Consider the following 26,813-nt stretch of genomic DNA (forward strand, 5'->3'; position numbering starts at 1 on the left):
CATCCTGTGCGAACCGGGCAATCGATACATCCTTGTCGGCATCCCGCCTTCCCCCTGTGCATCCTGCCCAGTCTGGGTGCCGGCCATGCATCCTGCACTCGGCCGTATATGCTTCCGCCATCTCAGCCCTTCCCGGGGTCTGGATGCCACCGTAATGGTGGGTCCGCGCCAATCCTTCCGCGCCGCTTCCATGCGTGCTGCCTCCTGCAGCTGTCGGTGCCGCCACGGCATCCTGCCGTGGCAACCAGTGACTGGCCTCCTGCCGGTCCCGACCTGTCCTGTTGTTCAGCGCCTTGGTACGGAGGCCGGCGCTGCCCTCCTGGGCGGTGCCTCGGCCGGCGCCTGCCTGGCCCCGGTCGTCATCCGTTGTCGATTCCGTTCGACGGTAGCTGTCCCTATCCCCTTCACCCGCGCCAGATCCTCGACGTGTTCGAAGGGGCCGTGTTGTCGCCGGTACGCGACGATCGCTTCGGCCTTCATCGGCCCCACGTTCGCCAATCCCTGCTGCAGCGTCGACGCGTCCGCCGTATTGATGTTGATCCGATCGGCCGCGAAGGCCATTCCGCTCAACAGCAGTCCCAGCACCAGCGCCCTGCACGAAAACCAAGGTCCCACTGTGTCACTCCTTGTGGCTCGGAACCGGCCCCTGCCGGCAATCCTGTCGAAGGTTCCAGCGTCCCTCGCCACATACACACAGCCTATCGTCCACGGCACCTTCACACAGCAGGCCTAACACCCGACGTGGTGTAGGGAAATACCTACCCCAGCGCAGGCGTAGAATGGCGGGACTTGTCAAAAGCACTCCGGAGTTCAGATGGACAGCGCCAAGCTCGGCCAATTCGTCAGTGAAAAGTGGGACAACGAAATCGTCCCGCAATTGGTCGATTACATCCGTATCCCCAACAAATCGCCGATGTTCGACGCCGATTGGGTCGCCAACGGCTACATGGAACAGGCCGTCACCCTGATGGAAACCTGGGCCAAGGCGCAGAACCTGCCCGGCCTGACCGTCGAGGTCGTGCGCCTGGAGGGCCGCACCCCGCTGCTGCTGCTGGAAGTTCCGGCCTCCGGCGCCGAGACCGGCGACGACACCATCCTGCTCTACGGCCACCTGGACAAGCAGCCGGAAATGACCGGCTGGGACGATGATCTGGGCCCGTGGATCCCGGTGCTGCGCGGCGACAAGCTGTACGGCCGCGGCGGCGCCGATGACGGCTATGCGATGTTCGGTTCGCTGGCCGCCGTGCTGGCGCTGCAGGAACAGGGCCTGCCGCACGCGCGCTGCGTGATCCTGATCGAAGCCTGCGAGGAATCCGGCAGCTACGACCTGCCCGCCTATGTCGACCACCTGGCCGACCGCATCGGCAAGCCCTCGCTGGTGGTGTGCCTGGATTCGGGCTGCGCCAACTACGACCAGCTGTGGTGCACCACCTCGCTGCGCGGCCTGACCGGCGGCAACTTCTCGGTCAAGGTGCTCAACGAAGGCGTGCATTCCGGCGATGCCTCCGGCGTGATCCCGTCCAGCTTCCGCCTGCTGCGCCAGCTGATCTCGCGCATCGAGGACGAGAACACCGGCCGCATCCTGATCGACGGCATGAATGTCGAGATCCCGGCCGAGCGCCAGGAGCAGGCCAAGCGTGCCGCCGAAGTGGTGGACACCGCGATTTTCGAGAAATTCCCGATGGTCGACGGCCTGCGCCCGATGAACGACGACCTGGCCGAACTGGTGCTCAACCGCACCTGGCGCCCGGCGCTGTCGGTCACCGGCGTGGACGGCCTTCCGCCGCTGGCCTCGGCCGGCAACGTGCTGCGCCCGCATACCGCGGTGAAGCTGTCGCTGCGCCTGCCCCCGACCGCTGACGGCAAAGCCTGTGGCGAGCTGCTGAAGGAAGCCCTGCTGCGCGATCCGCCGAACGGTGCGGAAGTGAAGCTGGACCTGGAAAAAGCCTCCAGCGGCTGGAATGCCCCGGCGATGGCGCCGTGGCTGACCCAGGCGATCGACGATGCCAGCCAGACCTTCTTCGGCAAGCCGGCGATGTACATGGGCGAAGGCGGCTCGATCCCGTTCATGGGCATGCTGGGCGAGAAGTTCCCGGGCGCGCAGTTCATGATCACCGGCGTGCTCGGCCCGCACTCCAATGCACACGGCCCGAACGAGTTCCTCCACATCCCGATGGGCAAGCGCGTGACCTCGTGCGTGTCCAAGGTGATCAGCGAGCACTATGCCGCCAGCCTGCGCGGCGAGACCAGCGGTTCGCCGGTCGCCGCCGACAGCGGCACCCGTCACGGCGGCCACGGCTGCTGCTGACGTTGGCGGACGCAGCCTGGCCTTGCTAGGCTGCGTCCACCCTCTACTGACGTCTTTGGCATGAACGGACTGTTTGGCAGCACCAGCTGGCTCTACATCATCCTGGTCGGCTTCGTCGTCGGTCTGCTCGGGCGCTTCTTCATGCCCGGCAACAACCGCATGGGCTGTCTGCTGACCATCGTGCTCGGCATCGTCGGTGCCCTGCTGGCCGGCTGGTTCGGCCAGTACATGGGCTGGTATGCCCGCGGCGAGCCCGCTGGGTTCATCGGCGCGATCCTCGGTGCGGTCGCGGTCCTGGCCGTGCTTCGGCTGTTCAGCAGCAAGCGCTGAGCATCGCCGCTCTTTTCTTTCCCGCGCGCCGTCCGGCGCCGCTTCGACGTACCCGTCCATGAACGATCCTGCTTCCGATCCGCTGCGCGCCGAACACCGCCGGCAGTGGACCTGCGCCGCCCTCGGCGATCCGGCCACCGCCCTGGACCGTGCCTCGGTCGATGCCGGTTTCCGCAGCTACTGGCGCGCCACCAGCGCGCGCGGCAGCCACATCGTGATGGACTCCCCGCCCGGGCTGGAGGATGTGCGGCCGTGGCTGCGCATGCATGACCTGCTCGAGCCCAACGGCGTGCGCGTGCCGCAGGTGCTGGCGCGCGATGAAGACAACGGCTTCCTGCTGCTGGAAGACCTGGGCGGCCCGACATTGGCCCGCCATATCGACACCGACAACGCCGATGCCTGGTTCGACGCTGCCTTCGCGCAGCTGATCCGCCTGCAGTCCATCCCGGTGCCCGAAGGCATGGGCAGCTTCGGCGAGGCACTGCTGCAGCGCGATGCCGGGCTGTTCGACGAGTGGTTCCTGCAACGTCACCTCGGCCTTGAACTGGACTGTGGCGAGATCGAGAACCTGCAGCGCATGCATCGCCTGCTGATGGACAACGCACTGCAGCAGCCGCAGGTGCTGACCCACCGCGATTTCATGCCGCGCAACCTGATGCCGATCGACGGCGGGCCGGCCGTGCTGGATTTCCAGGACCTGGTGCGTGGACCGATCGCCTACGACCCGGTCAGCCTGTTCAAGGATGCGTTCCTGAGCTGGCCGATCGAGCGCGTGGATACCTGGTTGGCGCGCTATCACGCACAAGCGCTGGCGGCCGGTCTGCCGGTACGGCCATGGCCGCAGTTCCTGCGCGACGCGGACTGGATGGGCGTGCAGCGCCACCTGAAAATCCTCGGCCTGTTCGTGCGCCTGCGCGACCGCGACGGCAAGGGACACTACTTCGAGGATGCGCCGCGCTTCATCCGCTATCTGGATGAAGTGCTGCCGCGCCATCCCGCGCTGGCCCCCCTGCACGATCTGTTCGAGCTGCGCATCAAACCGGCCCTGGCCCGTATCGCCGAACCGGTCCTGGCCCGCCCATGAAGGCGATGATTTTCTCGGCCGGCAAAGGCGAGCGCATGCGCCCGCTGACCCTGCACACGCCCAAGCCATTGCTGGTGGCCGGGGGCAAACCGCTGATCGTGTGGCATCTGGAACGCTTGGCTGCGGCCGGCATCGATGAGGTGGTGATCAACACCGCCTGGCTCGGCGATCAGTTCGCGCCCGCACTCGGCGACGGTGCGCGCTGGGGGCTGCGGCTGCACTTCATCCACGAAGGCGACGTGCCGCTGGAAACCGGCGGCGGCATTCTCAACGCACTGCCGATCCTTGGCGAGGCACCGTTCCTGGTGATCAACGGCGATGTGTGGACGGATGCGGATGTCGCTACCCTGCCACGCACACCCACCGGCGATGCGCATCTGGTGCTGGTGGACAATCCGGCGCAGCACCCGCGTGGCGATTTCATCCTGCACGCCGATGGTCGCGTCAGCGATGACTGTGACAGCGCGCGGCTCACCTATGCCGGTATCGGCGTGTACCGCCCGGCGATCATCGACGGTTGGCGCGCGGTGATCGGCGAAACCGCCGGTGCCAGCGCGACACCGCCACAGTTCGGTCTCGCCCCGCTGCTACGGCATGCGATGGCGCAGGGCCGCGTGACCGGCCAGCACCATCGCGGCCGATGGACCGATGTGGGCACGCCGGAACGGCTGGCGCAGCTGGACGCGGAACTGAACGCCTGACGCCGCCAAGGTAGCACCACGCCATGCGTGGCTGAGGCAACGATGCGCCGGCACCCGATGCATCCACGCATGGCGTGGATCTACCGTCCGTTTCCGGACGGTTACAACAGGTGCGGGCCGTCTTCCAGGACCTGGCGCAGGAACGGCACGGTGATGCGGCGCTGTGCCGCCAGCGATTCGCGGTCCAGCCAGTCCAGCAGGCTGACCAGATTGCCCAGCTCACGGCCGGTACGGGTCAGCAACCATTCGATCGCCGCTTCATCGATCGCCAGGCCGCGTCGCGCCGCGCGTTCGCGCAGCACCGCCGCGCGGCCTTCGTCGTCCAGCGGCTGCAGCACCACGCGCACGCACTGCTGCAGGCGGGAGCGCAGGTCGGGCAACACCAGCCCGAGCTGGTCCGGTGCGTGCTGCGCGGTGTACAGCAGGGTGATGCCCGCCGCGCGCGCACGGTTGTGGAAATCGAACAGCGCCACTTCGTCTTCGCGCTGCCCGGCCACGGCGTCCAGCCCATCCAGCGCGACCAGGTCGCGGCCTTCCAGCGATTCCAGCGCGGCGCGCGTGCGCCCCACCACCGCCTTCAGCGGCAGGTAGGTCGGCTGGCGGCCGGCCTGTTCGGCCAGCGAGCACATCGCCAGCGCCTGATGGGTCTTGCCGGTGCCCGGCGCGCCCTCCAGATACACCCAGTCGTGCGCGGCGCCCACGGCAATCGCGCGCAGCTGCGCCAGCGCGCCATCCGGCGCACCGATGAACGTCTCCAACCGCTCGTCCTGCGGGTAGCGCAGGGCAAGCGGCAACTGCGGAACGACACTCACTGCGCGTCCGGCCCCTTCGGATTGCCCACGACCACGATCCCGGGCGTGTCGACGTAGGCATCGAGAACGATCGCCGATTTCTCACCGGCATACAGGTCGCTCTGGCGATAGCGCTGATGCGCATAGCGCAGCAGCACGTTGCTGACCGCCGCCACCGGCAGGGCCAGCAGCATGCCGAGGAAGCCGAACAGCTGGCCACCTGCCATCACCGCGAAGATCACCGCCACCGGGTGCAGGCCGATCTTGTCGCCGACGATGCGCGGGGTCAGCACGTAGCTTTCCAGCAGCTGGCCCACGGTGAACACGATGCCGACCAGGATCAACAGCTTCAGATCGAAGCCCTGCGCCTGCACCAGCGCCGCTGCGACCGCCATGACGATGCCGGTGGTCGCGCCGAGGTACGGAATGAAGCTGATCAGGCCAGCCACCAGGCCGATCAACAGGCCCAGCTTCAGGCCGACCAGCGACAGGCCGGCGGCGTACACCACGCCCAGCGCGATCATCACCAGGAACTGGCCACGGATGAACGCACCGAGCACTTCGTCCGATTCACGCGCCAGCTTGGTGATGGTGCCGACGTGGTTGCGCGGAATCATCGAAGCCACGCGCTCGACCAGCTTGTCCCAGTCGCGCAGGAAGTAGAACGCCAGGATCGGCAGCAGCAGGATGTTGACCACCCAGGTCACCATGGTGAAGCCCGAGCGCTGCACGTAGCCGAAGAAGGTCTTGGCGAAGCCGCCGGCCTGCTGCCAGTGGCTGCGCACCCATTCAATCAAGCGGTCCGGGTCCATCCACTGCATGATCTCCAGCCCGGTCTTCTGCTCGAACCACGGGATGCCCTTTTCCATCAGCCACTGCTGTGCCTGCGGGATCGCCGCCACCAGGGTGGCGACCTGACGCTCGATCATCGGCACCAGGATCAGCAGCGCGGCAGTGATCAACAGGATCATCGCCACGAACACCAGCACCACGCCGGTGTTGCGCGAGCGGCCGGTGGCCTCGATCCGGTCGACCAGCGGGTCGCCCAGCCAGGCCAGTGCCAGGGCCAGCACGAACGGGGTCAGGATCGGGCCGAGCAGCCAGATCACCCAGCCGGCGGCGAGCGCCACCAGGACGTATTTCAACCGCCTGAGGAACTGTGCGATTTCCGCTTCGGGGGTGAGGATCATCGCAGGCGGTACTCGTTGCTGGCGGGCGGCGGGAGGGCCGAGGGGTTGGTTTCATCGATCGGCACCGGCAGTGCCAGCGGCGCGGTCGGCGCGATCACGCCGTTGTCGCCGAGCATGCGGTTCAGGCCGGCCAGCCCCGTAGTCATCTCCAGCGACAGCTCCAGGCGGTCGCCCGAAGCACGCACCGGAGTGACGTTGCGGACCACGGCAGTCTCACGCAGGCCGGCGGCCAGGCGCATGTAATCCTCGGCACTGTTCAGGCCCAGCACTACGATCGTGTAGGTCCCGGCGGCACCGGTGGCGGCCCCGGCCTTGGCGTACCGGCGCACCAGCGCATCGGCGGCACCATCGGCACCGCTGGCCATCGCGCGGCGGGCGTCGCTGTCCTTGGTGGTCCACTTGTTCAGTTCTTTGCCGCCATCGACGAACACCCAATCGGCCACCCAGCCGCTGCCATCGCGGTAGAGCTTGCCGATCAGCTGCATCGGCGGGGCATAGCGCGCGGAGGCTCGCGCCACGGCGGCCGTGTCCTGGCGCCAGATCGCGCCCACCAGTGCCTGCTCGGCGGCGCTGCCCGAGGGCAGGCCCAGCTTGTAGCCACGTTCGATGGCGCGGTTGAGCAGCGGGCGGGCCGCATTGGCCTGCTGGACGGTCACCAGGCGCGGGCCGGAACCATCGTCGATGGCCAGCCAGATCACCGGCTTCGGGCGGGGCTGCGGCCACAGCGGCAGACCGAGGGCCGAGATCAGGCCATCGACGTCATCCTCGCGGAAGCGCGCCACCAGGATGGTGCGGTAGCTCGGCGCGCCACCGGCCGAGGTGCTCTGGTCCTGGCGGTAGTCATAGCTGGCCACGTAATCCTTGGCATTGCGCAGGGCCTGCATCACGCCGGGGCGGCTCATCACGCTGCGGTCGCCCGAGAGCTTGGCCAGCACATTGCCCAGCGCCCTGGCCAGGGCACCGTTGCGGTCCGAATCGGCCTGGCTGTTGACCGGGACCTCGGCCTCGTAAGCGCCACTGGCACTGGCCACATCGCCTTCGGTGCGCAGGCCGCTCTGGGCCATCGAGGCCACCGGCAGGCAAAGCGCGAGGAACATCATGAAAAAGAGGCTGCGGCGCATCAGGACTTCCATTGAGCGTATCCGGGGGGAATTGTTGCCCGAATAGGGCCTGCGCGCCAACGTGGCCTGTTAAAATCGCGCTTTCACCCCAGCGCAGCGCCGACGCCCGTGACCAATTCCCCGTCCAACCCCTCTCCCCTGACCTACCGCGACGCCGGTGTCGATATCGACGCGGGCAATGAGCTGGTCGAGCGCATCAAGCCGCTGGTGAAGCGCAGTTTCCGCCCGGAAGTCATGGGCGGACTGGGTGGCTTCGGCGCCCTGTTCGACCTCTCCAACAAGTACCGCGAGCCGGTCCTGGTCTCGGGCACGGACGGCGTGGGCACCAAGCTGAAGCTCGCACAACAGCTGGGCCGCCACGACACGATCGGCATCGATCTGGTCGCCATGTGCGTGAACGACGTGCTGGTCCAGGGTGCCGAGCCGCTGTTCTTCCTGGATTATTTCGCCACCGGCAAGCTGGACATCGATACCGCTGCGGCGGTCGTGGGCGGCATCGCCAACGGCTGCACCGAGGCCGGTTGCGCGCTGATCGGCGGTGAAACCGCTGAAATGCCCGACATGTATGCCCCGGGCGAGTACGACCTGGCCGGCTTCACCGTCGCCGGTGTCGAGAAGAGTGACATGAAGGACGGCGCCAGCGTGGCCGCCGGCGACGTGCTGATCGGCATCGCCTCCTCCGGCCCGCATTCCAACGGCTACTCACTGGTGCGCCGCATCTATGACCGCGCCGGGCAGCCGGCCGATCTGGAGCTGGACGGCGGGGTCAAGCTGGTCGATGCGCTGATGGCGCCGACCCGCCTGTACGTCAAGCCGATCCTGGCGCTGTTGAAGACCCACGGCGCGGCGATCCACGGCATGGCCCACATCACCGGTGGCGGCCTGACGGAAAACATCATCCGCGTGGTACCCGACGGCCTGGGCCTGGACATCAAGGCCGACGCCTGGACCCTGCCGCCGGTGTTCCAGTGGCTGCAGAAGGAAGGCGCCGTGGCCGACAGCGAGATGTGGCGCACCTTCAACTGCGGCATCGGCTTCGTGCTGATCGTGGCTGCCAACGAAGCCGCCTCGGTCGGTGCCGCGGTGACCGCGCAGGGCCTGGAGCACTGGACCATCGGTGAAGTGACCCGCGCCGACGGCGCCGAACGCGTCAAGATCGGTTGAGCCAGGTGACGGAGCCCGGCCCGGAGTTCCCTGCCCAACCGCCGTCGCTGCCCACCGCAGCGGCGCCGGTCGTACCGGCCGCGGCGGTGGATACCGCGCAGCTGCAATTGCTGTCGGTCTTCCACTATGTGGTGGCTGGCCTGACCGCCCTGTTCTCGCTGTTCCCGTTGATCTACCTGCTGATGGGCGTGGCGGTGATCTTCGCCGCGCCGGCGCCGCTGGCGCCGGGTGAGGCACCGCCCCCGTTCGATCCGCGCCTGCTCGGCTGGGTGTTCGTGCTGATCGGCGGGCTGGGCTGCGCTGCCGGGCTGGTGCTGGCCGGTTACATGGCCTATGCCGGGCGGTGCCTGGCGCAGCGCCGGCGTTACCTGCTGTGCATGGTGGTGGCCGGCATCGCCTGCATCTTCATGCCGTTCGGTACTGCGCTGGGGGTGTTCACCCTGGTGGTGCTGTCGCGCCCCGCGGTCAAGGCGGCCTTCCAGACCGCATGAGCAGCCGTATCGCCGTACTCGCTTCTGGCCGGGGCAGTAATCTGCAGGCCATCCTCGATGCCATCGCCGCGCAGCAGCTGGATGCGCAGGTCGTGGCCGTGCTCTCGGACAAGCCCGATGCCTCGGCCCTGCTCAAGGTGAGCCCGGCACAGCGCTGGGCACGCTCGCCCAAGGGCTACCCGGACCGCGCCGCGTTCGATGCAGCGATGGCCGATGCGCTGGATGCCTTCGCGCCGGACTGGATCGTCTGCGCCGGTTACATGCGCATCCTCGGCCCGGCCTTCGTGGCCCGGTTCGATGGCCGCCTGGTCAACATCCATCCCTCGCTGCTGCCGCTCTACAAAGGGCTGCACACGCATGCGCGCGCACTGCAGGCCGGCGATGCCGAGCACGGCGCCAGCGTGCACTTCGTGGTGCCCGAACTGGATGCCGGCACGGTGCTGGCCCAGGCCCGGGTGCCGGTGCAGGCCGGCGACACCCCCGAAGCGCTGGCCCTGCGGGTGCTGGCCGTGGAGCATCCGCTGCTGATCGCCAGCCTGGCGCTGCTGGTCAGCGGCCGCGTAACTGAACAGGCAGGTCAGCTCCAGCTCGATGGTCACCCCCTGTTTAGCCCGCTGCGCCTAGATTGCGCCGGACAGCTGAACCGATAAGCGCCGCGCACACACGCCGCTGATCCCGGCGCTGGCATCCTTTCCCCTCCTCTACCGACCGGCCCGCATGAGAACGCCTTTGTTCAAGCCCGTGCTGCTGATGGCATCCCTGCTGTGCACCGCCGCCCTTGCCCACGCGCAGGAGACGGTCACCCCACCACTGCCCGCGTTGCCTGCCATGAGCTGGGAAGCGCCGCCGCTGCAGCCGTTCACCGCAACCTACCAGGCCCTCTACAAGGGCAAACAGGCTGGCGACGCGACCATGCGTGTCACCCACACCGGCGGTGACCAGTGGCGCGTGGACATGCAGGTGATCGGGCGCAGCGGTTTTGCCAGCGTGCTTGGCCTGAACCTGGAGCAGAGCACGGTGTTCGAGAACCGCAGCGGCACCTATGTGCCGTTGAGCCAGAGCACGGTCCGCAAGGGGCTGTTCCTCGGCAAGAAGGTCACCGGCACCTACGACTGGCAGGCCGGCACCGCGCAGTGGCTGGGCGATCTGAAGAAGGAGCGCCGCCAGCCCATCCCGCTGCAGCCCGGCGACCAGAGCGCGCTGCTGCTGAACCTGGCGATCATGCGCGACGCCCGCCCCGGCGGGCAGATGCACTACCGCTACGTGGACGTGGGCCGCGTCCGCCAGCACGACTACCAGGCCGCACCGGACACCGAGAACGTGCCCGTCGGCGATCTGTCCTACAACGCGCTGCGGGTGTATCGCACCAACGGCGGCAATGACGAAACCATCCTCTGGATCGCCAACGGTGTCCCCACGCCGGTGCGCATCCTGCAACGCGAAGACGGCGAAGATCGGATTGATCTGCGCCTGATCGAATATCAAGGAGTCTGAGCATGACCACACTGAACCGTCCGCTGACCTGGATCGCCGCCGGCGCCCTTGCCGTGGTGAGCCTGCCCGCCATGGCCCTGCAGCCGTTCAAGGCCGATTACCAGGCCAGCTACATGGGCATGCAGGCCAACGGGACCATGACCCTGGCCAGCGAAGGCGCCAACAAATGGCGCTACAGCCTGAACGTGAAGAACCAGCTGGCCGATCTCAGCCAGACCACCGTGTTCGAAGAAGCCAACGGCCGCCTGCGGCCGCTGACCAGCAACGACCGCTCGGTGCTGCTGGTCAAGAAGCGCAACGTGGATGCCAACTACAACTGGAGCAGCAACCAGGCCACCTGGACCGGGGACGTCAAGCCGGACCGCCGTGGCCCGGTGGCGCTCAAGCCCGGCGACATGGATGCCCTGCTGATCAACCTGGCGATCGCGCGTGATCTGGCCGCCGGCAAGCCGCTGAACTACCGCATGGTCGACGAAGGCCGGATCAAGCCGATGTCCTACAAGGTGGTCGGCAAGGAAAAGATCACCGTGGCGGGCAAGTCCTACGACGCGACCAAGGTCTCGCGCGTGGACGGCAACAAGGAGCTGATCGCCTGGATCGTGCCGGAGTTCCCGGTGCCGGCGCGTCTGCTGCAGCGTGAAAGCGGCAAGGATGCGCTGGATCTGACGATCAAAGGGATGAATTGACCCAAAAAAACGCCCGCTTCCGCGGGCGTTTTTTCATTCCGGCTTGGCGTCGCCGAATACCGTCTTGCAGTCCACCCGGATCTGCTGGCGCGTGTCGCGCCAGTAGTACGTGCTGCAATGCCGGTTGCCGTCGACGGTCTTGTCCACGCCGACCGCATAGAACGACTGGAACACTTCGGTCCGGCTGACGGTGCCGTCCGCATTCCAGTCCATGTCTTCCTGCTGGATGCCCTGGGTGATCGCGATGCCGGCGTACCAGGCGTAGCCCAGCCACGCCAGCACGATCAGTACCAGCACCAGCAGCGCCTTGCGGCGGCGGGTGAACCGGCCGCGCAGGATCATGCGGCGATACGCCGGATGATGGCGCCCAGCGAGGACAGCTTCTCTTCGATGTTCTCGTAGCCGCGGTCCAGGTGGTAGATGCGGTCGATGGTGGTGTCACCCTCGGCCATCAGGCCGGCCAGGATCAGCGAGGCCGACGCGCGCAGATCGGTCGCCATCACCGGCGCGCCGCTGAGCTGCTCGGCACCACGCACGATCGCGGTGTGGCCTTCGACCTGGATGTCCGCGCCCAGGCGCAGCAGCTCGTTGACGTGCATGAAACGGTTCTCGAAGATCGTTTCGTTGATCACGCCCACGCCGTCGGCCACGCAGTTGAGCGCCATGAACTGCGCCTGCATGTCGGTGGGGAATGCCGGGTACGGCGCGGTGGTCAGGTTGACCGCGCGCGGGCGCTTGCCGCCCATGTCCAGGGTGATGCTGTCTTCGGTGGTCTCGATGTGCGCACCGGCCTCCACCAGCTTGGCCAGCACCGCATCCATGGTGTTCGGGCGGGCACGGTTGACCGTGACCTTGCCGCCGGTCATCGCCGCGGCGACCAGGAAGGTGCCGGTCTCGATGCGGTCGGGCAGCACTTCATGACGGCCACCGGACAGCTTCTCCACGCCTTCGATCACCAGGCGGGCAGTGCCCAGCCCTTCGATCTTCGCGCCGAGCGCGATCAGGCAGTGCGCCAGGTCGGTGACTTCCGGCTCCATTGCGGCGTTGTCCAGCACGGTGGTGCCTTCGGCCAGCACGGCGGCCATCAGCACGTTCTCGGTGCCGGTGACGCTGACCATGTCGAAGGTGAAGTGGGCACCCTTCAGGCGCTTGGCCTGGGCCTTGATGAAGCCGTTCTCGACGGTGATTTCCGCCCCGAGGGCCTGCAGCCCCTTGATGTGCTGGTCGACCGGACGCGAGCCGATCGCGCAGCCGCCCGGCAGCGACACTTCAGCCGCACCGAAGCGGGCCAGCAGCGGGCCGAGCACCAGGATCGAGGCGCGCATGGTCTTGACCAGCTCGTACGGGGCCACGTGCTGATTGACCGGACGCGGGTCGACCACGATCGCGCTGCCGCGCGAGAGGGTGCCCTGGTCGATGGTGACCTTGGCGCCCAGCTCACCGAGCAGCTTCACGGTGGTGACCACGTCGTGCAGGTGCGGCACGTTGGTGATCTCCACCGGCGCATCGGCCAGCAGGGTCGCGCACAGGATGGGGAGGACAGCGTTCTTGGCGCCGGAAATGTTCACTTCACCGTGCAGCGGCTTGCCGCCGGTCACTACGATCTTGGCCATGGAATCTACTTGGAATGAGGTAGAGCCGACCGTCGGTCGGCGGATGTAATCGGGGGTAGAACCGACCGCGGGTCGGCTGATCCAATCATTGGGCTGACTAACCCGCTTCGGCCGGGGTGACGGTCTTCAGCGCCAGCGCGTGGATCGCCCCGCCCATCAGATCGCCCAGGGTCGCATAGACCATGCGGTGGCGCGCCAGCGGCATTTTGCCGGCAAAGGCGTCGCAGACCACGGTGGCCTCGAAGTGCACGCCGTCGTCACCCTGCACGTCCGCGCGGGCGCCAGGCAGGCCGGTTTCGATCAGATTGCGGATGGTCTCGGCGTCCAACGGGCTTTCCTAATAAAATGAGCGCTCATTCTACTCTTCCACGTGGCGCTCGCATGGCTGTCTCGCCCCAACTCCCCCATCCGGCCGACGCTGCGGCACTGGTCGCCAGCGGCCGCCGCGTGTTCGAGATCGAGCGCGATGCGCTGGGCGCGGTCGCCGAGCGGCTGGGCGAAGCGTTCAGCCAGGCCTGCCAGCTGGTCCTGCAGAGCAAGGGCCGCGTGGTCGCCACCGGCATGGGCAAGTCCGGCCATGTCGCCCGCAAGATCGCCGCCACCCTGGCCTCGACCGGCACCCCGGCCTTCTACGTGCACCCCGGTGAAGCCGGGCATGGCGATCTGGGCATGATCACCGAGGCCGACGTGGTGCTGGCGCTGTCCTATTCAGGTGAGTCCGATGAGCTGCTGATGCTGCTGCCGGTGCTCAAGCGCCAGGGCAACCGCCTGATCGCCATGACCGGCCGCCCGCAGTCCAGCCTGGCCACCGCCGCCGACGTTCATTTGGATGTCAGCGTGCCGGCCGAGGCCTGCCCGCTGGCGCTGGCCCCGACCTCCAGCACCACCGCCTCGTTGGCCATGGGCGACGCACTGGCCGTGGCCCTGCTCGATGCCCGCGGCTTCACCGCCGACGATTTCGCCCGTTCGCACCCGGCCGGCAGCCTGGGCCGCCGCCTGCTGCTGCACATCACCGATGTGATGCACAGCGGCGATGAACTGCCGCGCGTGGATGTCAACGCCAGCCTGAGCGAGGCCCTGGTGGAGATGAGCCGCAAGCGCCTGGGCATGACCGCCGTCGTGGATGCCGACAACCACCTGATCGGTCTGTTCACCGACGGCGATCTGCGCCGCGCCCTGGATACCGATCTGGACGTGCGCAGCGCGCGGATCGCCGATGTGATGACCCATGGCCCGCGCACCATCGGTGCCGATCAGCTCGCGGCCGAAGCGGCGCAGCTGATGGAAGCCCACAAGATCAATGGCTTGATGGTGGTCGATGCCGAAGGACATCTCGTCGGCGCGCTCAACATTCATGACCTGTTGCGGGCCCGGGTGGTTTAAACCACAGTTGCCTTCCTCCATTCAGTTGAGCTGCCCCAGACGATGCCCTACTCCCCGTTGCCCGGTTTCCCGTCCCACCTGCATGCCGCCGCCGGCCGTATCCGGCTGGCCTGCTTCGACGTGGACGGCACGCTCACCGACGGTCGGCTCTACTACGACAAGGACGGCAACGAGAGCAAGGCGTATTACGTGCAGGACGGACTCGGCCTGAAACTGCTGCAACACCACGGTATCCACCCGGTGCTGATCACCGCACGCAACAGCCAATCCGCGCTCAAGCGCGGCGCGGACCTGGGCATCGATACCCAGATCGCGGTCGGCGACAAGCTGGCCAGCGTCAAGGCACTGTGCGGTCAGCACGGCATCGGCCTGGACCAGGTGGCCTTCATGGGTGACGACCTGCCCGATCTCGGCCCGCTGTGCGCGGTCGGCCTGGCGGTTGCGCCGGCCAATGCCCACCCCTGGATCGCCGAGCGCGTGCACTGGCAGACCCGCAGTGACGGCGGCAAGGGCGCGGCGCGGGAGCTGTGCGACGTGCTGCTGGCCGCGCAGGGCCATGTGGATGCGGTGCTGGCGAGGTTCGGCGCATGAACGTACGTACCGCCATCGGGGGCCTGCTGCTGGTCGCCGCACTGTTGACCGGCTGGCTGGCCCTGCACCATCGCGACAAGGCCCCCGCGGCCGAAGGCGAGGATGCCACCAAGGATTACGTGCTGCATGATTTCCAGATCGTGGCGTTGGACGAACAGGGCAAGGAATCCACCACCCTGCGCGCCCCGCTGCTGGAGCGTGCGCGCAGCGATGAAACGATGACCCTGACCACACCGGTGTTCCTGCTGCCCGACCAGGACGGCAATCACTGGGAAATGCGTGGCGACAGCGGCTGGGTCAGCGCCAAGGGTGACCAGCTCAAGCTCATCGGCAACGTCAGCGGCGACAGCCCCAAGGTCGCCGGTGCACCACCCACCACCTTCCGCACCGATCACCTGGACGTGTTCCCGAAAGAGAACCGTGCCAAGACCGATGCCCGGGTCACCATGACCCGCCCGGGCCTGTCGCAGACAGGGGTCGGCTTCGAAGCCGACATGAAAACCCGGCAGTACAAACTCCTTTCACAGGTCAAGACCCGCTATGAACCGAACGCTGCCCGCTAAGCTCGCGCTGCTCGCCCTGCTGCTGCCCGGCATGGCGCTGGCCAAGTCATCCGACCGCAACCAGCCGATGAATCTGGAATCCAACAGCAACGACTGCAACCTGACCGATGATGCGGGCAAGTGCACGTTCACCGGCAACGTGGTGATCACCCAGGGCACCCTGGTGATCCACGCCGCCAACGCCGATCTGTTCCGCAAGAACGGCGATATCGAACGCGTCGTGCTGACCGGCAAGCAGGCCACGCTGGAACAGGAAATGGATGACGGCTCCAAGATGAATGCCTGGGCCGATAACATGGATTACAACGTCAACAGCGAAGTGATCATCCTCACCGGCAACTACAAGGTCGAGTCGCCGCGCGGCACCAACAGCGGCCAGAAGATGACCTACAACACGCGCACCGGCAACATGCAGAGCGGTGGTGACGGCACGCGCGTGCGCACGGTGATCCAGCCCAAGGCCAAGGGCGCAGCACCGGCCACCCCGGCCGCCAAGCCGGCGGCGCCTGCGGCCAAGCCCGCCGCCGGGAGCAAGAAGTAATGCTCGTCGCCAAAGGCCTGCGCAAGCGCTACAAGCAGCGTGAAGTCGTCAAGGATTTCGGGCTGACCCTGGAGGCCGGTGAAGTGGTCGGCCTGCTCGGCCCCAACGGAGCCGGCAAGACCACCTGCTTCTACATGATCGTCGGCCTGGTCGAGACCGATGCGGGCAGCATCGTGCTGGACGGCAAGGACATCACCAGCGACCCGATGTACACCCGCGCCAAGCAGGGCGTGGGCTACCTGCCGCAGGAACCCTCGGTGTTCCGCAAGCTGACCGTGGCCGACAACCTGCGCCTGGTGCTGGAGCTGCGCGACGATCTGGACAAGGCCGGCCGCGAAAAGGAACTGGCCAGTCTGCTGGACGAACTGCAGATCAACCACGTGGCCGACCAGCTCGGTGCCAGCCTCTCCGGTGGTGAGCGCCGCCGCTGTGAAATCGCCCGCGCGCTGGCCGCCAAACCGCGCCTGATCCTGCTCGATGAACCGTTCGCCGGTGTCGACCCGATCTCGGTCGGTGAAATCCAGCGCATCGTCACCCATCTCAAGCAGCGCGGGATCGGGGTGCTGATCACCGACCACAATGTCCGCGAAACCTTGGGAATCTGCGACCGCGCGTATATCCTCAACGAGGGCAGCGTGCTGGCACAGGGCGCGCCGGACGAGATCCTGGCCAACGCCGACGTCCGCCGCGTCTACCTTGGGGAAACCTTCAAGCTCTGATCCAGCGGCCGCCGCAACGCCTTCCTTCCGTTCGGCACAGGCATGAAAGCACGGCTGCAGACATCGATGGGGCAACACCTGGTCATGACGCCGCAGCTGCGTCAGGCGATCAAGCTGTTGCAGATGTCCAGCGCCGAACTGGAGCTGGAAATCAACGAGGCGGTGGAGACCAACCCGCTGCTGGACTGGGCCGAGAACGCTGAACCGGCGCTCGAGGCCAGTCCCGGCGAGGACACGCCCCCGCCCGCCCCCACCGATACCCATGCCGATGGCGAGCATCAGGTCTCGGCGAGCGATGACTGGTCGCCCGGCGAAGGCGACTGGACCAGCGGCAGCAGTGGCGGCTCCTTCGACGATGACGACAACGGCAGCGCCGCCGAACGCGTGGCCGAGACCGAATCGTTGGCTGACCATCTGCTCTGGCAGCTGCATCTGTCGCACCTGTCGGCCCGTGACCGCAGCATCGGCGCGGCCCTGATCGATGCCTTCGAAGAAGACGGTTACCTGCGCGAGCCCTTGGCGACCATCGCCGAGACCCTGCGCCCGGCCATCCAGGCCGACGAGGCTGAAATCCTCACCGTGCTGCACCAGATCCAGCGCTTCGACCCGGTCGGGGTCGGTGCGCGCTCCCTGGGCGAATGCCTGGACCTGCAGTTGCTGGTACTGCCCGCGCAGACCCCGGGACTGGCGCTGGCCCGGCGCATCGCCGATGGCCCGCTGGAGCGCCTGCCTCGCAGCGGTGTGGCCGGCATCGCCCACGAGCTGCGCGAGCCACTGGCCGAGGTCGAGGTCGCGGTGCAGCTGCTGCGCTCGCTGGACCCGCGCCCGGGCGCCCAGATCGGCGAGCTCTCCCACGACAGCTATGTGGTGCCCGACTGCGTGGTCTGGCGCCAGAACGGCGTCTGGCGTGCCGCCCTGGCCGGCCATGCCGGGCCCAAGGTTGTCATCCACCGCGGCTACGAGCAGCTGATCCGCCGCTGCGGGGAGGCCGACGCCGGCTACATGCGCGCCCACCTGCAGGAAGCACGCTGGCTGCTCAAGGGCCTGGAGGCCCGCGGCGAGACCCTGCTGCGGGTGATGCGCTGCCTGCTCGACCAGCAGGCCGCCTTCCTGGAGTTCGGCGAACAGGCGCTGCGCCCACTGACCCTGCGTGAAGTGGCCGGTGAGCTCGGCCTGCACGAATCCACCATTTCACGCGCGATCGCCCGCAAGTACGTGCGCACCCCGCGCGGCACCCTGCCGCTGCGCGCGTTCTTCGCCTCCGGCATCGATACCGACAGCGGCGGCGAAGCCTCCAGCACCGCCATCCAGGCGATGCTGCGCCGGCTGATCGACGACGAGAACCCGCGCAAGCCGCTTTCTGACGCCAAGCTGGCTGACCTGCTCAAAACCTCGGGAATACCGGTGGCGCGACGCACCGTGGCGAAGTATCGTGAAGCCATGAACATTTCCGCCTCGCACGAAAGGGTAAGAATCGTCTGACGCTCCACCGCGCCCGGCGGGAAGGTTCATTGGCACATCCGAACAAAGGAGAAACCCGATGCACATCGAGACGTTTGGCAAGGACCACCTTGAGATCACCCCGGCTCTGAACGAGTACGTGGAGACCAAGCTGGAACGGCTGAGGAAGCACTTCGACCAGCACTGCGAGGTTCGCGTGCAACTGTCGATCCGCAAGCCGGAGCACCATGCCGATGCGAGTGTGAATGTTCCCGGGCAGACTCTGCACGCGGACGCCAGCGGCCCCACCATGTATGCCGCGATCGACATCCTGGCCGACAAGCTCGACCGCCTGGTCATCAAGCACAAAGAGAAAAAGCAGCAGCACGCACCGCAACCGCTGCCGGTGGGCGACAATGAGGGCTGATGCCCTCGTTTCCACCCCGACATGCCTCTGACTGATCTTCTGGCGGCCGTCCGCACGCAAGTGCTGCCGGCCGCCGATCGCGACAGCGTGCTGAAGGCCGCAGCCCGTCTGCTGGCCTGCCGCGAAGCCAACGCCGAGCTGCTGTACCAGAACCTGTGCCAGCGCGAGACGCTGGGCAGCACCGCCATCGGCCACGGCATCGCCATTCCACACGGTCGTGCCCCCCTGCTTGAACGCCCCCGCGGCGCCCTGCTGCGGCTGGAATCGCCGGTGGAATTCGGCGGCGATGAACCGGTCGACCTGGTTTTCGCGATTGCCGTCCCTGCGCACTACACCCATCAACACCTGATGCTGCTCTCCGAGCTGGCCGAGCTGTTCTCCGAGCCGGCCATCCGCCAGGCGCTGCGCGAAGCGCGCGACGGCGACGCGTTGCGTCGGGTCATCGAATTCCCCCCGCCGGCGAGTGCCGCATGAATACCAGCATCACCGCGCGCGAACTGTTCGAACAGCAGCGTGACCGCCTGAGCCTGCGCTGGGTCGCCGGCCAGCAGGGCGAGCGCCGTGAGCTGGAGGCCGGCAACAAGGTCTCTCGCCGCCCCTCGCTGGCCGGCTACCTCAACGCGATCTACCCCAACAAAGTGCAGATCCTGGGGACGGAGGAACTGTCCTGGCTGGACTCGCTGGACTCACGCCAGCGCTGGGAGACCATCGAGCGGATCATGCAGTCCCATCCGCTGGCGCTGGTGATCACCCGCAACCAGTCCTGCCCGGAAGACCTGCGCGCCGCCGCGGACGAATCGCAGACCCCGCTGTGGATTTCACCCAAACGCGGCCACGAACTGCTCAACCACCTGTCCTACCACCTGGCGCGCACGCTGGCGCCGCGGGTGATCCTGCATGGCGTATTCATGGAGATCTATTCCATCGGCGTGCTGATCACCGGGGAAGCCGGCTCGGGCAAGAGCGAGCTGGCGCTGGAGCTGCTCAGCCGTGGCCACCGCCTGGTCGCCGACGATGCCCCCGAGTTCACCCAGATCGCCCCGGACGTGCTCGACGGCACCTGCCCGGAGCTGCTGCAGGACCTGCTGGAAGTCCGCGGCCTGGGCGTGCTCAACGTGCGCGAGATGTTCGGTGACACGGCGGTAAAGAAGAACAAGTACCTTCGGCTGATCGTCCACCTGACCAAGCCGATGACCGAACCCACCCCCTACGGCTATGAACGCCTGACCGGCGACTCGGGTACCCGCCACGTGCTGGACCTGGATGTGCCGCTGATCACCCTGCCGGTGATGCCCGGCCGCAACCTGGCCGTGCTGACCGAAGCCGCCACGCGCCTGCACATCCTGCGGACCAAGGGCATCGACCCGGCCGCGATGTTCATCGCCCGCCACAGCAACATGTTGGAACGCCGCACGCCATGACCACACCCGCCCCCGCCTCCGCCCCGACCGCCGCCACCCTGATCATCGTCAGTGGGCTGTCCGGGTCCGGCAAGACGGTCGCGCTGAAGACCTTCGAAGACCTCGATTACTACTGCTCGGACAACCTGCCGATCGACCTGCTGCCGGATTTCGTGCGCAGCCTGCTCGGTGATCCGGGCCGCGAGGCCCCGCGCCGGCTGGCGGTCGGCATCGACGTGCGCGCGCAGAGTGACCTGACCCAGCTCTCGCACTGGCGCGAAGATGCCAAGGCGGCCGGCCTGGATGCGCAGCTGCTGTTCTTCGATGCTACCGATGAAACCCTGCTCAAGCGCTACGCCGACACCCGCCGCCGGCATCCGCTGAGCCAGCTCGGGCTGTCGCTGCCCGAAGCGATCGCCCGCGAGCGCGAACTCACCGCGCCGCTGCGCGCCGCCGCCGATGCGGTGATCGACACCAGCCACCTCAACGTGCACCAGCTGCGCCGCAAGGTGGTGACCGAGTTCGCGCTGGCCCACGGCAACAAGCTCTCGCTGCTGTTCGAATCGTTCGCCTACAAGCGCGGCGTGCCGGCCGAAGCGGACTTCGTGTTCGACGTGCGCGTGCTGCCCAATCCGCATTGGGACCCGGAGCTGCGCCCGCTGTCCGGTCGCGATGCCGGGGTGCGCGAGCATCTGGACGAACAGCCCGATGTGCAGCGCTATGCCGGCCAGCTGGTCGATTTCCTGGATACCTGGCTGCCGCGGCTGGGCAATGACACCCGCAGCTATGTGACCGTCGCCTTCGGCTGCACCGGCGGCAAGCACCGCTCGGTGTACATGGCCGAGCGCATGGCCCGCCATGCCCGTGACCAGGGCTGGCCGGAAGTGGCCACTTTCCACCGCGAACTGGACTGAAAACGGCACTGCCGGCGGCGGCCGGCATCGACACGCTGAACCGCGGAACACAGCAGTCTTTCACGCGTGCTATCGCCAATTCATGTTGACCTGTTAACGTTCGGGAATGACCTGTGGCATTCTCCTCGTAACTCATCCCGGTGTCGGCACGGCCCTGCTGGACGTGGCGACCCGTCTGCTGCGGCACCTGCCGCTGAAGACCGAAGCTTTCGAAGTACCGTTCGACGCAGATATGGACGTCCTGCTCCCGCTCGCCTCGGCCGCTTTGCGCCGGGTGGACAGTGGCCAGGGCGTGCTGATCCTGACCGACCTGTACGGCGCCAGCCCCAGCAATCTGGCCGGGCAACTGGCTCGTCTGGGCACCCCGGCACGCCGGGTTTCGGCGCTGAGCCTGCCGATGTTGATGCGAGTGATGAATTATCCGGAACAGGGACTGGATCAACTGCCTGCCACAGCCGCGGCAGGCACTCGCAATGGAGCGATTGTCGACGATGCTTGAACGTGAACTCACTGTTTCCAACCGCCTGGGCCTGCATGCCCGCGCCACTGCCAAGCTGGTGCAGGAGCTGGCGCCCTTCCGCTGCAACGTGACCATGGCCGCCAAAGGCCGTGAGATCAATGCCAAGAGCATCATGGGCGTCATGCTGCTGGCCGCCGGCCAGGGCACCCCGGTCACCGTGCGCATCGAGGGCGAAGACGAAGTCGCCGCGATGGACGCGGTGGTCGCCCTGTTCGAGCGGCGTTTCGACGAGGACAACTGAGCATGGGGGGGCAGCCGCGATCGGGATCCTCCGCACCGGCCCGGACCGCGTCCGGGGCGATGCTGTTGTCCGGCCACGGTGCCTCGCGCGGTAACGCCCTGGGCCGTGCCCGGGTGCGCCTGCCGCATGCCCTGGAAGTGGCCGAGCAGCGCATTGCGCCGGCCAAGATCGAGGCTGAGCTGGAGCGCCTGCACGTGGCCGTGGAAGCGGCCCGTGGCGAAATGCACGAGCTGCGCCAGCGCCTGCATGGCGCGCTCAACCAGGAGGTCGGCGAATTCCTCGATCTGCATGCCCTGCTGCTCGATGACCCCGAGCTGCTGTTCGGCCTGGACGAACTGATCCGCAGTGGCCCGTACAGCGCCGGCTACGCCTTGCGCGTGCAGCGCGACCGCCTGGCCAAGGTCTTCGATGGCATGGACGATGCCTACCTGAAGAGCCGCATGGACGATCTGGACCATGTGATCGGGCGCATCCATGCGTTCCTGCAGAAGCGCCCGCCGGACGTCAAAGGCATGGCCGGCGAGATCCTGATCTGCGACAACATCGCCCCCTCCGAGCTGGCCCAGCTGCAGGCCCACGGTGTGGTCGGCATCGTCACCGCCGGGGGCAGCGCGCTCTCGCACAGCGCGATCCTGGCGCGCAGCCTGCACCTGCCGTTGATCGTCAACGTCCCGAACGTGCTGCAGAAGGTCGCCGATGGCGACGTGCTGATCATGGACGGCAGCGATGGCACGGTCACCATCAACCCCCAGGCACAGGACCTGCGCGACTACCGCGTGCGCCTGCGCGAGCACGCGCGCGAGCAGCGCGAACTCGGGCGCCTGCGCACCAAACCCAGCCGCACCCGCGACAACGTCGATATCGCCCTGCTCGCCAATGCCGAGTCCAGCGAAGACGTCACCCAGGCGCATGCGCTGGGCGCACACGGGCTGGGCCTGTACCGCACCGAATTCCTGTTCCTGCAGCGCAACGAGCTGCCGGACGAGCAGGAGCAGTTCGAGACCTACCGCGATGCCGCCCTCGGCATGAGCGGGCGGCCGGTCACCATCCGCACCCTGGATCTGGGCGCGGACAAGGCCGACCGCACCGGGCTGACCCTGAGCAACGAAGAAAACCCGGCGCTGGGCCTGCGTGGCGTGCGCCTGTCGCTGGCGCGGCCGAAGGTGGCCGACACCCAGCTGCGCGCGATCCTGCGCGCCTCGGCTTACGGCAAGCTGCGCATCCTGATCCCGATGGTGAGCACCCGCGAGGAAATCCTTGCGGTCCGCCGGCGCCTGGCCAAGCAGGCCGAGCTGCTGCGCGCGGAAGGCCACGAAGTGGCCGAGCACATCCCGTTCGGCGCGATGATCGAAGTGCCGGCCGCGGCGATCGCGCTGGAGAGTTTCATCGATCTGGTCGACTTCCTCTCGATCGGCACCAACGATCTGGTCCAGTACCTGCTCGCCGCCGACCGCAACAACGAGGCGGTCGGCGAGCTGTACTCGCCGCTGCACCCGGCGGTAGTGCGCCTGCTCGCGCACATCCTGCGCACCGGCCAGGCGTACAACATTCCGGTGGCGGTCTGCGGCGAGATCGCCGGCGACCCGTTGATGACCCGCCTGCTGCTGGCCCTGGGCCTGACGGAATTCAGCCTGCACCCGGGCACCCTGCTGGAAGTGCGCCGCGCGGTGCGCGAGAGCGATCTGTCGGTGCTGCAGGCAATGGCGCCCAAGCTGCTGCAGGCACGCGACCGCCGCGGTATCGAACGCTGGATCGAGAAGGCGAGCCTGGCGACGGCATGACGGTTGCCATCGCCTACGGTGATGGCCTACCGGATTGACATGTAAGCGCGCGATAATGACGCGGTGACCACCGCCCATGCCGCATCCTCTACCGGATAGCGGCCTTTTCTTTTTCCGCAGGAGCTGCGCATGGCCGAAGCCGTACGCCACGACAAGACGGCGCGCCAGCTGCGGCTGTTGTCCGATGCACTGGACAGCGGGCGGTTGGGTCCGGTCCGTCGATTGGTCAACACCCTGGCGCCGGCGGAAATCGGCAACCTGCTCGAATCGCTGCCCCCGGGCAAGCGCGAGATTGTCTGGGGCCTGGTCGATCCGGAAGACGACGGCGAGGTGCTGGTCCACGTCGGCGAGGAAGTGCGCGAAAGCCTGCTGGCCGACATGGACCCGGACGAGATCATCGCCGCGGTCGAAGACCTGGACATCGATGACCTTGCCGATCTGGTCGAAGACCTGCCGGACACGGTCATCGATGAAGTGCTCAAGTCGATGGACCGCGAGAACCGCGAGCGGCTCGAGCAGGTGCTGTCGTATCCCGAGGACAGCGCCGGCCGCCTCATGAACCCGGACGTGGTGACCGTGCGCGCCGACGTCAATGTCGATGTGGTGCTGCGCTACCTGCGCCTGCGCGGCGAACTGCCCGACCACACCGATCACCTGTTCGTGGTCAGCCGCCGCCATCAATACCTGGGCCGCCTGTCGCTGGCCGCGCTGGTGACGCACGAGGACAACACCCCGATCAACCGCCTGATCGATGACGAGCAGCCGGCGATCGATGTCGGCGAGAGCGCCGATGAAGTCGCGCGCCAGTTCTCCGATCATGACTGGGTCTCCGCCCCGGTGGTGGACGACAACAACATCCTGCTCGGCCGCATCACCATCGATGACGTGGTCGACATCATCCGCTCGCAGGCCGAGCACCAGGCGCTGGGCGCCGCCGGCCTGGACGAAGAAGAAGATCTGTTCTCGCCGATCAAGCGCGCCGTGCGCGGCCGCGTGGTCTGGCTGGGCATCAACCTGTGTACCGCGTTCCTGGCGGCCAGCGTGATCGGCCAGTTCGAGCTGACCCTGCAGAAAGTGGTGGCGCTGGCCGTGCTGATGCCGATCGTGGCCGGCGTGGGCGGCAATGCCGCCGTGCAGGTGCTGACCCTGATGGTGCGTGGCATCGCGCTGGGCCAGGTCGGCCAGAGCAACGCACGCATCCTGCTGTGGAAGGAATCGCGGGTCGCGCTGATCAACGGCACCCTGATCGGCACCGTGGTCGGCATCATCGCCTACCTCTGGTTCCACAGTTTCCTGCTCTCGCTGGTGATCACGATGGCGCTGATCATCAACTTCTGCGCCGCGGCCCTGGCCGGCGTCCTGCTGCCGCTGCTGCTCAAGCGCATGAACGTCGATCCGGCCGTGGCCGGTACCGTGGTGGTCACCGCCGTCACCGACGTCATGGGCTTCTTCAGCTTCCTCGGCCTGGCCAGCCTGATCCTCCTGCATTGACCCTGGACCCCGCATGGCCCTGACCCTCGACAACTACTTCCAGCCCGGCTGGCGCGACGCGACCTATACCTGCGCCGCCTGCGAATGGCAGGGCAGCGCGCGGCAGATGCCGATGGAACTGCACGAAGACGAAGCGCAGTTCGACTGCCCGCAGTGCGAGAACCCGATCCTGCTGGTGGTCCACCCCAGCCTGGCGCAGGTGCAGGCGGCCGCCGCCGACGGTCACCCCGAGGCGATCGAACAGCTGGACATCCTCGCCGCGGCACCGCGCCCGCACTGATGCACTGCAAGATGCTCCGGCGCACAACCGGGCCTAGACTGAAAACGATTTCAATCAGGGCACGACAATGGCACGACGCTGGGGTGGATGGCTGCTGTGGGCGGTGGCGATGATGACGGTGGCCGGCTGTGCGAGCACCCCGGCTGGCTCCGGTGGCCAGTTCGTCGGCCGTGCGGTGAAAGTGGATGGGCAGACCGCGTATTACCAGGTATTCGTGCCGCGCAACGCCGCCGCCTCACGCGGCGAACTGCCGGTGGTGCTGTTCCTGCATGGCTCCGGTGAGCGTGGCCGCGACGGCCGCCGCCAGACCCAGGCCGGGCTGGGGCCGTACCTGCGCCAGCACGCCTCCACCTTCCCCGCGCTGGTCGTGTTGCCGCAGACGCCGGATGACCAGGAGTGGTCCGGCGAGAACAACCGCATCGCGCTGGCCGCACTGGATGCCGCGATTGCCGAGTTTGGTGCCGACCCGCAGCGCCAATACCTGACCGGGATGTCGATGGGCGGCTACGGCAGCTGGAACATCGCGCTGGACGCGCCACAGCGCTTCGCCGCGATCGTGCCGGTGTGCGGCGCGGTGCTGGCCCCGCGCGCGGTGCGCCCCACCCTGTTCGTCGAGGATGTCGCCCACGAGGCCGATCCGTACGCCGCCATTGCCCAGCGCCTGCGCAACGTCCCGATCTGGATGTTCCATGGCGCGCTGGACGACCTGGTGCCGCCGGACGACGACCGCAAGCTGCACGCCGCGTTCCAGCAGGCCGGCGCGAAGGATGTGCGTTACACCGAGTACCCCGAAGGCAACCACAACGCCTGGGACGCCACCTATGCCGATGCGGCGATGTGGGCGTGGCTGTTCGCGCAGAAGCAGTGATGGGCATTTTCGGTAGTGCCGGCCGCTGGCCGGCTCTGCAACATTCCGTCATCGCGCCATGCTGTTCGTGATCGCAGACGCTCCGTGGAGCCGGCCAGCGGCCGGCACTACCCCGTCACGTTGTGGGTCATGCAGAGCCGGCCAGCGGCCGGCACTACGCTCTCGTGGTATTCCGCGATAAGCGCTTGCGGCCTTGCCCGACACCGCGGGCCTGCGGAATCAATGACGATGCACCATGAGTTCTTCTCGGCTACGCGCAGGGCGCTGTTCGATTCCAGGGCAGACCTACGTCCTTACGATGGTCTGCCACAACCGTCGGCGTTGGTTTGATGATCCCGACGTTTCCGCGATCGCGATGTTCGGCCTGAAGGAAATGGACGAACGTGGATATGCACGATTCCTTGCCTGGGTCGTCATGCCCGACCATCTGCACTGGTTGCTGGAACTGAAAACGAAGCCACTTGCCGATATCGCTCGACGCTTGAAATCATCGACTGCGTTGGCGATCAATCGATCGCTGGGTCGTGGTGGTTCGTTCTGGCAAGCCGGTTACCACGATCACGCCGTGCGTTGCGACGAGTCGCTGCATCGGCATGCCCTTTACATCCTCGGCAATCCGATCCGTGCAGGGCTTTCAGAGCAGATCGGAGACTACCCGTACGCATGGACCCTATGGCCTCA

33 protein-coding genes are annotated in these 26,813 nt (G+C 67.2%); 26 read left to right on the plus strand and 7 right to left on the minus strand.

Translation table 11 applies throughout. The features are described from left to right. Positions 1-285 precede the first annotated feature (285 nt). Complete coding sequence (locus AC06E9_RS18630; protein ID WP_121043558.1) at positions 286-561, minus strand: ComEA family DNA-binding protein; 276 nt, start codon at positions 559-561, stop codon at positions 286-288. Between the two features lie 253 nt (positions 562-814). Here AC06E9_RS18630 and AC06E9_RS18635 point away from each other — a divergent pair, with 253 nt between their 5' ends. The 4 genes from AC06E9_RS18635 to murU are packed head-to-tail and all read left to right on the plus strand — an operon-like array spanning position 815 to position 4,423. After that, complete coding sequence (locus tag AC06E9_RS18635; protein ID WP_152153530.1) at positions 815-2,308, plus strand: M20 family metallopeptidase; 1,494 nt, start codon at positions 815-817, stop codon at positions 2,306-2,308. A gap of 60 nt (positions 2,309-2,368) precedes the next feature. Further along, on the plus strand, positions 2,369-2,638 hold the full coding sequence (locus AC06E9_RS18640) for a GlsB/YeaQ/YmgE family stress response membrane protein (RefSeq protein WP_019185648.1): 270 nt from the start codon (positions 2,369-2,371) through the stop codon (positions 2,636-2,638). Positions 2,639-2,696: 58 nt separating this feature from the next. Beyond that, complete coding sequence (locus tag AC06E9_RS18645) at positions 2,697-3,722, plus strand: aminoglycoside phosphotransferase family protein (protein WP_121043176.1); 1,026 nt, start codon at positions 2,697-2,699, stop codon at positions 3,720-3,722. Next, positions 3,719-4,423 carry an N-acetylmuramate alpha-1-phosphate uridylyltransferase MurU gene (gene murU / locus AC06E9_RS18650; RefSeq protein ID WP_478056594.1) on the plus strand — a complete coding sequence of 235 codons (705 nt, stop codon included), beginning with the start codon at positions 3,719-3,721 and terminating at the stop codon, positions 4,421-4,423. The genes AC06E9_RS18645 and murU overlap by 4 nt, the downstream gene beginning before the upstream one ends. A gap of 101 nt (positions 4,424-4,524) precedes the next feature. On the opposite strand, the gene hda is transcribed toward murU, so the two are convergent. From hda to AC06E9_RS18665, 3 genes are read right to left on the minus strand one after another with little or no spacing between them, the layout of a single operon-like run. Continuing rightward, positions 4,525-5,235 (minus strand): DnaA regulatory inactivator Hda, encoded by a 711-nt coding sequence (gene hda / locus AC06E9_RS18655; protein WP_121043172.1) that lies wholly within the window; start codon positions 5,233-5,235, stop codon positions 4,525-4,527. Next, a complete protein-coding gene (locus tag AC06E9_RS18660) occupies positions 5,232-6,404 on the minus strand; it encodes an AI-2E family transporter (protein WP_121043170.1) in 1,173 nt (390 codons plus the stop codon). Before AC06E9_RS18660 ends, hda begins: the two co-directional genes overlap by 4 nt. Beyond that, positions 6,401-7,525 carry a DUF2066 domain-containing protein gene (locus AC06E9_RS18665; protein ID WP_226956679.1) on the minus strand — a complete coding sequence of 375 codons (1,125 nt, stop codon included), beginning with the start codon at positions 7,523-7,525 and terminating at the stop codon, positions 6,401-6,403. Before AC06E9_RS18665 ends, AC06E9_RS18660 begins: the two co-directional genes overlap by 4 nt. A 138-nt stretch (positions 7,526-7,663) precedes the next feature. On the opposite strand from AC06E9_RS18665, the gene purM reads away from it, so the two are divergent. The 5 genes from purM to AC06E9_RS18690 all read left to right on the plus strand — a co-directional run bounded on the left by purM (position 7,664) and on the right by AC06E9_RS18690 (position 11,360). Next, the gene (purM, locus tag AC06E9_RS18670; protein ID WP_183073822.1) at positions 7,664-8,689 is read left to right on the plus strand and encodes a phosphoribosylformylglycinamidine cyclo-ligase; all 1,026 of its coding nucleotides are present in this window, start codon (positions 7,664-7,666) and stop codon (positions 8,687-8,689) included. Between the two features lie 5 nt (positions 8,690-8,694). Next, on the plus strand, positions 8,695-9,180 hold the full coding sequence (locus AC06E9_RS18675; protein ID WP_478056600.1) for a hypothetical protein: 486 nt from the start codon (positions 8,695-8,697) through the stop codon (positions 9,178-9,180). After that, positions 9,177-9,830 (plus strand): phosphoribosylglycinamide formyltransferase, encoded by a 654-nt coding sequence (gene purN / locus AC06E9_RS18680; protein WP_121043164.1) that lies wholly within the window; start codon positions 9,177-9,179, stop codon positions 9,828-9,830. The genes AC06E9_RS18675 and purN overlap by 4 nt, the downstream gene beginning before the upstream one ends. A 67-nt stretch (positions 9,831-9,897) precedes the next feature. Then, complete coding sequence (locus AC06E9_RS18685; protein WP_478056595.1) at positions 9,898-10,674, plus strand: DUF3108 domain-containing protein; 777 nt, start codon at positions 9,898-9,900, stop codon at positions 10,672-10,674. Positions 10,675-10,676: 2 nt separating this feature from the next. After that, positions 10,677-11,360 (plus strand): DUF3108 domain-containing protein, encoded by a 684-nt coding sequence (locus AC06E9_RS18690; protein ID WP_121043160.1) that lies wholly within the window; start codon positions 10,677-10,679, stop codon positions 11,358-11,360. Between the two features lie 33 nt (positions 11,361-11,393). Here the strand turns inward: AC06E9_RS18690 and AC06E9_RS18695 are convergent, their stop codons facing one another. The 3 genes from AC06E9_RS18695 to AC06E9_RS18705 form a co-directional block, all read right to left on the minus strand. Continuing rightward, positions 11,394-11,702: an EF-hand domain-containing protein gene (locus tag AC06E9_RS18695; RefSeq protein WP_152153538.1), complete on the minus strand. Its 309-nt coding sequence runs from the start codon at positions 11,700-11,702 to the stop codon at positions 11,394-11,396. Further along, positions 11,699-12,973, minus strand: a complete 1,275-nt coding sequence (murA, locus tag AC06E9_RS18700; protein WP_478050428.1) for a UDP-N-acetylglucosamine 1-carboxyvinyltransferase — start codon at positions 12,971-12,973, stop codon at positions 11,699-11,701. Before murA ends, AC06E9_RS18695 begins: the two co-directional genes overlap by 4 nt. A gap of 97 nt (positions 12,974-13,070) precedes the next feature. Beyond that, entirely contained in the window at positions 13,071-13,301 is a 231-nt protein-coding gene (locus tag AC06E9_RS18705) for a BolA family protein (protein ID WP_088432818.1), read from the minus strand. A 53-nt stretch (positions 13,302-13,354) separates the two neighbouring features. Between AC06E9_RS18705 and AC06E9_RS18710 the strand changes: the two genes are divergently transcribed. From AC06E9_RS18710 to AC06E9_RS18790, 17 genes are all read left to right on the plus strand, one after another. Then, entirely contained in the window at positions 13,355-14,356 is a 1,002-nt protein-coding gene (locus AC06E9_RS18710) for a KpsF/GutQ family sugar-phosphate isomerase (RefSeq protein WP_121043154.1), read from the plus strand. A 42-nt stretch (positions 14,357-14,398) separates the two neighbouring features. Further along, entirely contained in the window at positions 14,399-14,947 is a 549-nt protein-coding gene (locus AC06E9_RS18715; RefSeq protein ID WP_152153542.1) for a KdsC family phosphatase, read from the plus strand. Further along, a complete protein-coding gene (gene lptC, locus AC06E9_RS18720) occupies positions 14,944-15,510 on the plus strand; it encodes an LPS export ABC transporter periplasmic protein LptC (RefSeq protein WP_121043149.1) in 567 nt (188 codons plus the stop codon). Before AC06E9_RS18715 ends, lptC begins: the two co-directional genes overlap by 4 nt. Next, entirely contained in the window at positions 15,488-16,051 is a 564-nt protein-coding gene (gene lptA, locus AC06E9_RS18725) for a lipopolysaccharide transport periplasmic protein LptA (RefSeq protein WP_121043147.1), read from the plus strand. Before lptC ends, lptA begins: the two co-directional genes overlap by 23 nt. Next, positions 16,051-16,770: an LPS export ABC transporter ATP-binding protein gene (gene lptB, locus AC06E9_RS18730; protein ID WP_121043145.1), complete on the plus strand. Its 720-nt coding sequence runs from the start codon at positions 16,051-16,053 to the stop codon at positions 16,768-16,770. Before lptA ends, lptB begins: the two co-directional genes overlap by 1 nt. A gap of 42 nt (positions 16,771-16,812) precedes the next feature. Next, positions 16,813-18,252 carry an RNA polymerase factor sigma-54 gene (locus AC06E9_RS18735; RefSeq protein WP_121043143.1) on the plus strand — a complete coding sequence of 480 codons (1,440 nt, stop codon included), beginning with the start codon at positions 16,813-16,815 and terminating at the stop codon, positions 18,250-18,252. Between the two features lie 58 nt (positions 18,253-18,310). Continuing rightward, complete coding sequence (gene hpf, locus AC06E9_RS18740) at positions 18,311-18,637, plus strand: ribosome hibernation-promoting factor, HPF/YfiA family (RefSeq protein WP_046274055.1); 327 nt, start codon at positions 18,311-18,313, stop codon at positions 18,635-18,637. Between the two features lie 21 nt (positions 18,638-18,658). Continuing rightward, a complete protein-coding gene (locus AC06E9_RS18745) occupies positions 18,659-19,111 on the plus strand; it encodes a PTS sugar transporter subunit IIA (RefSeq protein ID WP_088432825.1) in 453 nt (150 codons plus the stop codon). Next, entirely contained in the window at positions 19,108-20,058 is a 951-nt protein-coding gene (gene hprK, locus AC06E9_RS18750; RefSeq protein ID WP_019185403.1) for an HPr(Ser) kinase/phosphatase, read from the plus strand. The genes AC06E9_RS18745 and hprK overlap by 4 nt, the downstream gene beginning before the upstream one ends. Next, on the plus strand, positions 20,055-20,951 hold the full coding sequence (gene rapZ, locus AC06E9_RS18755) for an RNase adapter RapZ (RefSeq protein ID WP_183073811.1): 897 nt from the start codon (positions 20,055-20,057) through the stop codon (positions 20,949-20,951). The genes hprK and rapZ overlap by 4 nt, the downstream gene beginning before the upstream one ends. A gap of 106 nt (positions 20,952-21,057) precedes the next feature. Then, positions 21,058-21,450: a PTS sugar transporter subunit IIA gene (locus tag AC06E9_RS18760; RefSeq protein WP_019185401.1), complete on the plus strand. Its 393-nt coding sequence runs from the start codon at positions 21,058-21,060 to the stop codon at positions 21,448-21,450. Beyond that, positions 21,443-21,712, plus strand: a complete 270-nt coding sequence (locus AC06E9_RS18765) for an HPr family phosphocarrier protein (protein WP_121043139.1) — start codon at positions 21,443-21,445, stop codon at positions 21,710-21,712. Before AC06E9_RS18760 ends, AC06E9_RS18765 begins: the two co-directional genes overlap by 8 nt. Positions 21,713-21,771: 59 nt before the next feature. Continuing rightward, positions 21,772-23,493, plus strand: coding sequence for a phosphoenolpyruvate--protein phosphotransferase (gene ptsP / locus AC06E9_RS18770; RefSeq protein WP_478056596.1), 1,722 nt, complete (start codon positions 21,772-21,774; stop codon positions 23,491-23,493). A 129-nt stretch (positions 23,494-23,622) separates the two neighbouring features. Beyond that, a complete protein-coding gene (mgtE, locus tag AC06E9_RS18775; RefSeq protein ID WP_088432828.1) occupies positions 23,623-24,984 on the plus strand; it encodes a magnesium transporter in 1,362 nt (453 codons plus the stop codon). Positions 24,985-24,997: 13 nt separating this feature from the next. Beyond that, positions 24,998-25,264, plus strand: a complete 267-nt coding sequence (locus tag AC06E9_RS18780; RefSeq protein ID WP_152153549.1) for a hypothetical protein — start codon at positions 24,998-25,000, stop codon at positions 25,262-25,264. A gap of 67 nt (positions 25,265-25,331) precedes the next feature. Continuing rightward, positions 25,332-26,132, plus strand: coding sequence for a carboxylesterase family protein (locus AC06E9_RS18785; RefSeq protein ID WP_478056597.1), 801 nt, complete (start codon positions 25,332-25,334; stop codon positions 26,130-26,132). Positions 26,133-26,367: 235 nt separating this feature from the next. Further along, on the plus strand, positions 26,368-26,813 hold a 446-nt coding region (locus tag AC06E9_RS18790), incomplete at its 3' end, for an REP-associated tyrosine transposase (protein ID WP_478056598.1).

Source organism: Stenotrophomonas sp. Steno-Z10-BAI (genome assembly GCF_056393115.1).

Coding starts and splice junctions, on each gene's coding strand:
- lptC (WP_121043149.1), top strand. CDS start 14,944: ATGAACGTACGTACCGCCATCGGGGGCCTGCTGCTGGTCGCCGCACTG.
- AC06E9_RS18660 (WP_121043170.1), bottom strand. CDS start 6,404: ATGATCCTCACCCCCGAAGCGGAAATCGCACAGTTCCTCAGGCGGTTG.
- rapZ (WP_183073811.1), top strand. CDS start 20,055: ATGACCACACCCGCCCCCGCCTCCGCCCCGACCGCCGCCACCCTGATC.
- AC06E9_RS18685 (WP_478056595.1), top strand. CDS start 9,898: ATGAGAACGCCTTTGTTCAAGCCCGTGCTGCTGATGGCATCCCTGCTG.
- AC06E9_RS18635 (WP_152153530.1), top strand. CDS start 815: ATGGACAGCGCCAAGCTCGGCCAATTCGTCAGTGAAAAGTGGGACAAC.
- lptB (WP_121043145.1), top strand. CDS start 16,051: ATGCTCGTCGCCAAAGGCCTGCGCAAGCGCTACAAGCAGCGTGAAGTC.
- AC06E9_RS18745 (WP_088432825.1), top strand. CDS start 18,659: ATGCCTCTGACTGATCTTCTGGCGGCCGTCCGCACGCAAGTGCTGCCG.
- AC06E9_RS18715 (WP_152153542.1), top strand. CDS start 14,399: ATGCCCTACTCCCCGTTGCCCGGTTTCCCGTCCCACCTGCATGCCGCC.
- AC06E9_RS18780 (WP_152153549.1), top strand. CDS start 24,998: ATGGCCCTGACCCTCGACAACTACTTCCAGCCCGGCTGGCGCGACGCG.
- murU (WP_478056594.1), top strand. CDS start 3,719: ATGAAGGCGATGATTTTCTCGGCCGGCAAAGGCGAGCGCATGCGCCCG.
- lptA (WP_121043147.1), top strand. CDS start 15,488: ATGAACCGAACGCTGCCCGCTAAGCTCGCGCTGCTCGCCCTGCTGCTG.
- AC06E9_RS18710 (WP_121043154.1), top strand. CDS start 13,355: ATGGCTGTCTCGCCCCAACTCCCCCATCCGGCCGACGCTGCGGCACTG.
- AC06E9_RS18690 (WP_121043160.1), top strand. CDS start 10,677: ATGACCACACTGAACCGTCCGCTGACCTGGATCGCCGCCGGCGCCCTT.
- AC06E9_RS18785 (WP_478056597.1), top strand. CDS start 25,332: ATGGCACGACGCTGGGGTGGATGGCTGCTGTGGGCGGTGGCGATGATG.
- AC06E9_RS18760 (WP_019185401.1), top strand. CDS start 21,058: ATGACCTGTGGCATTCTCCTCGTAACTCATCCCGGTGTCGGCACGGCC.
- purN (WP_121043164.1), top strand. CDS start 9,177: ATGAGCAGCCGTATCGCCGTACTCGCTTCTGGCCGGGGCAGTAATCTG.
- AC06E9_RS18735 (WP_121043143.1), top strand. CDS start 16,813: ATGAAAGCACGGCTGCAGACATCGATGGGGCAACACCTGGTCATGACG.
- AC06E9_RS18765 (WP_121043139.1), top strand. CDS start 21,443: ATGCTTGAACGTGAACTCACTGTTTCCAACCGCCTGGGCCTGCATGCC.
- mgtE (WP_088432828.1), top strand. CDS start 23,623: ATGGCCGAAGCCGTACGCCACGACAAGACGGCGCGCCAGCTGCGGCTG.
- AC06E9_RS18640 (WP_019185648.1), top strand. CDS start 2,369: ATGAACGGACTGTTTGGCAGCACCAGCTGGCTCTACATCATCCTGGTC.
- hprK (WP_019185403.1), top strand. CDS start 19,108: ATGAATACCAGCATCACCGCGCGCGAACTGTTCGAACAGCAGCGTGAC.
- AC06E9_RS18645 (WP_121043176.1), top strand. CDS start 2,697: ATGAACGATCCTGCTTCCGATCCGCTGCGCGCCGAACACCGCCGGCAG.
- ptsP (WP_478056596.1), top strand. CDS start 21,772: ATGCTGTTGTCCGGCCACGGTGCCTCGCGCGGTAACGCCCTGGGCCGT.
- AC06E9_RS18665 (WP_226956679.1), bottom strand. CDS start 7,525: ATGCGCCGCAGCCTCTTTTTCATGATGTTCCTCGCGCTTTGCCTGCCG.
- AC06E9_RS18695 (WP_152153538.1), bottom strand. CDS start 11,702: ATGATCCTGCGCGGCCGGTTCACCCGCCGCCGCAAGGCGCTGCTGGTG.
- murA (WP_478050428.1), bottom strand. CDS start 12,973: ATGGCCAAGATCGTAGTGACCGGCGGCAAGCCGCTGCACGGTGAAGTG.
- AC06E9_RS18630 (WP_121043558.1), bottom strand. CDS start 561: ATGGCCTTCGCGGCCGATCGGATCAACATCAATACGGCGGACGCGTCG.
- hpf (WP_046274055.1), top strand. CDS start 18,311: ATGCACATCGAGACGTTTGGCAAGGACCACCTTGAGATCACCCCGGCT.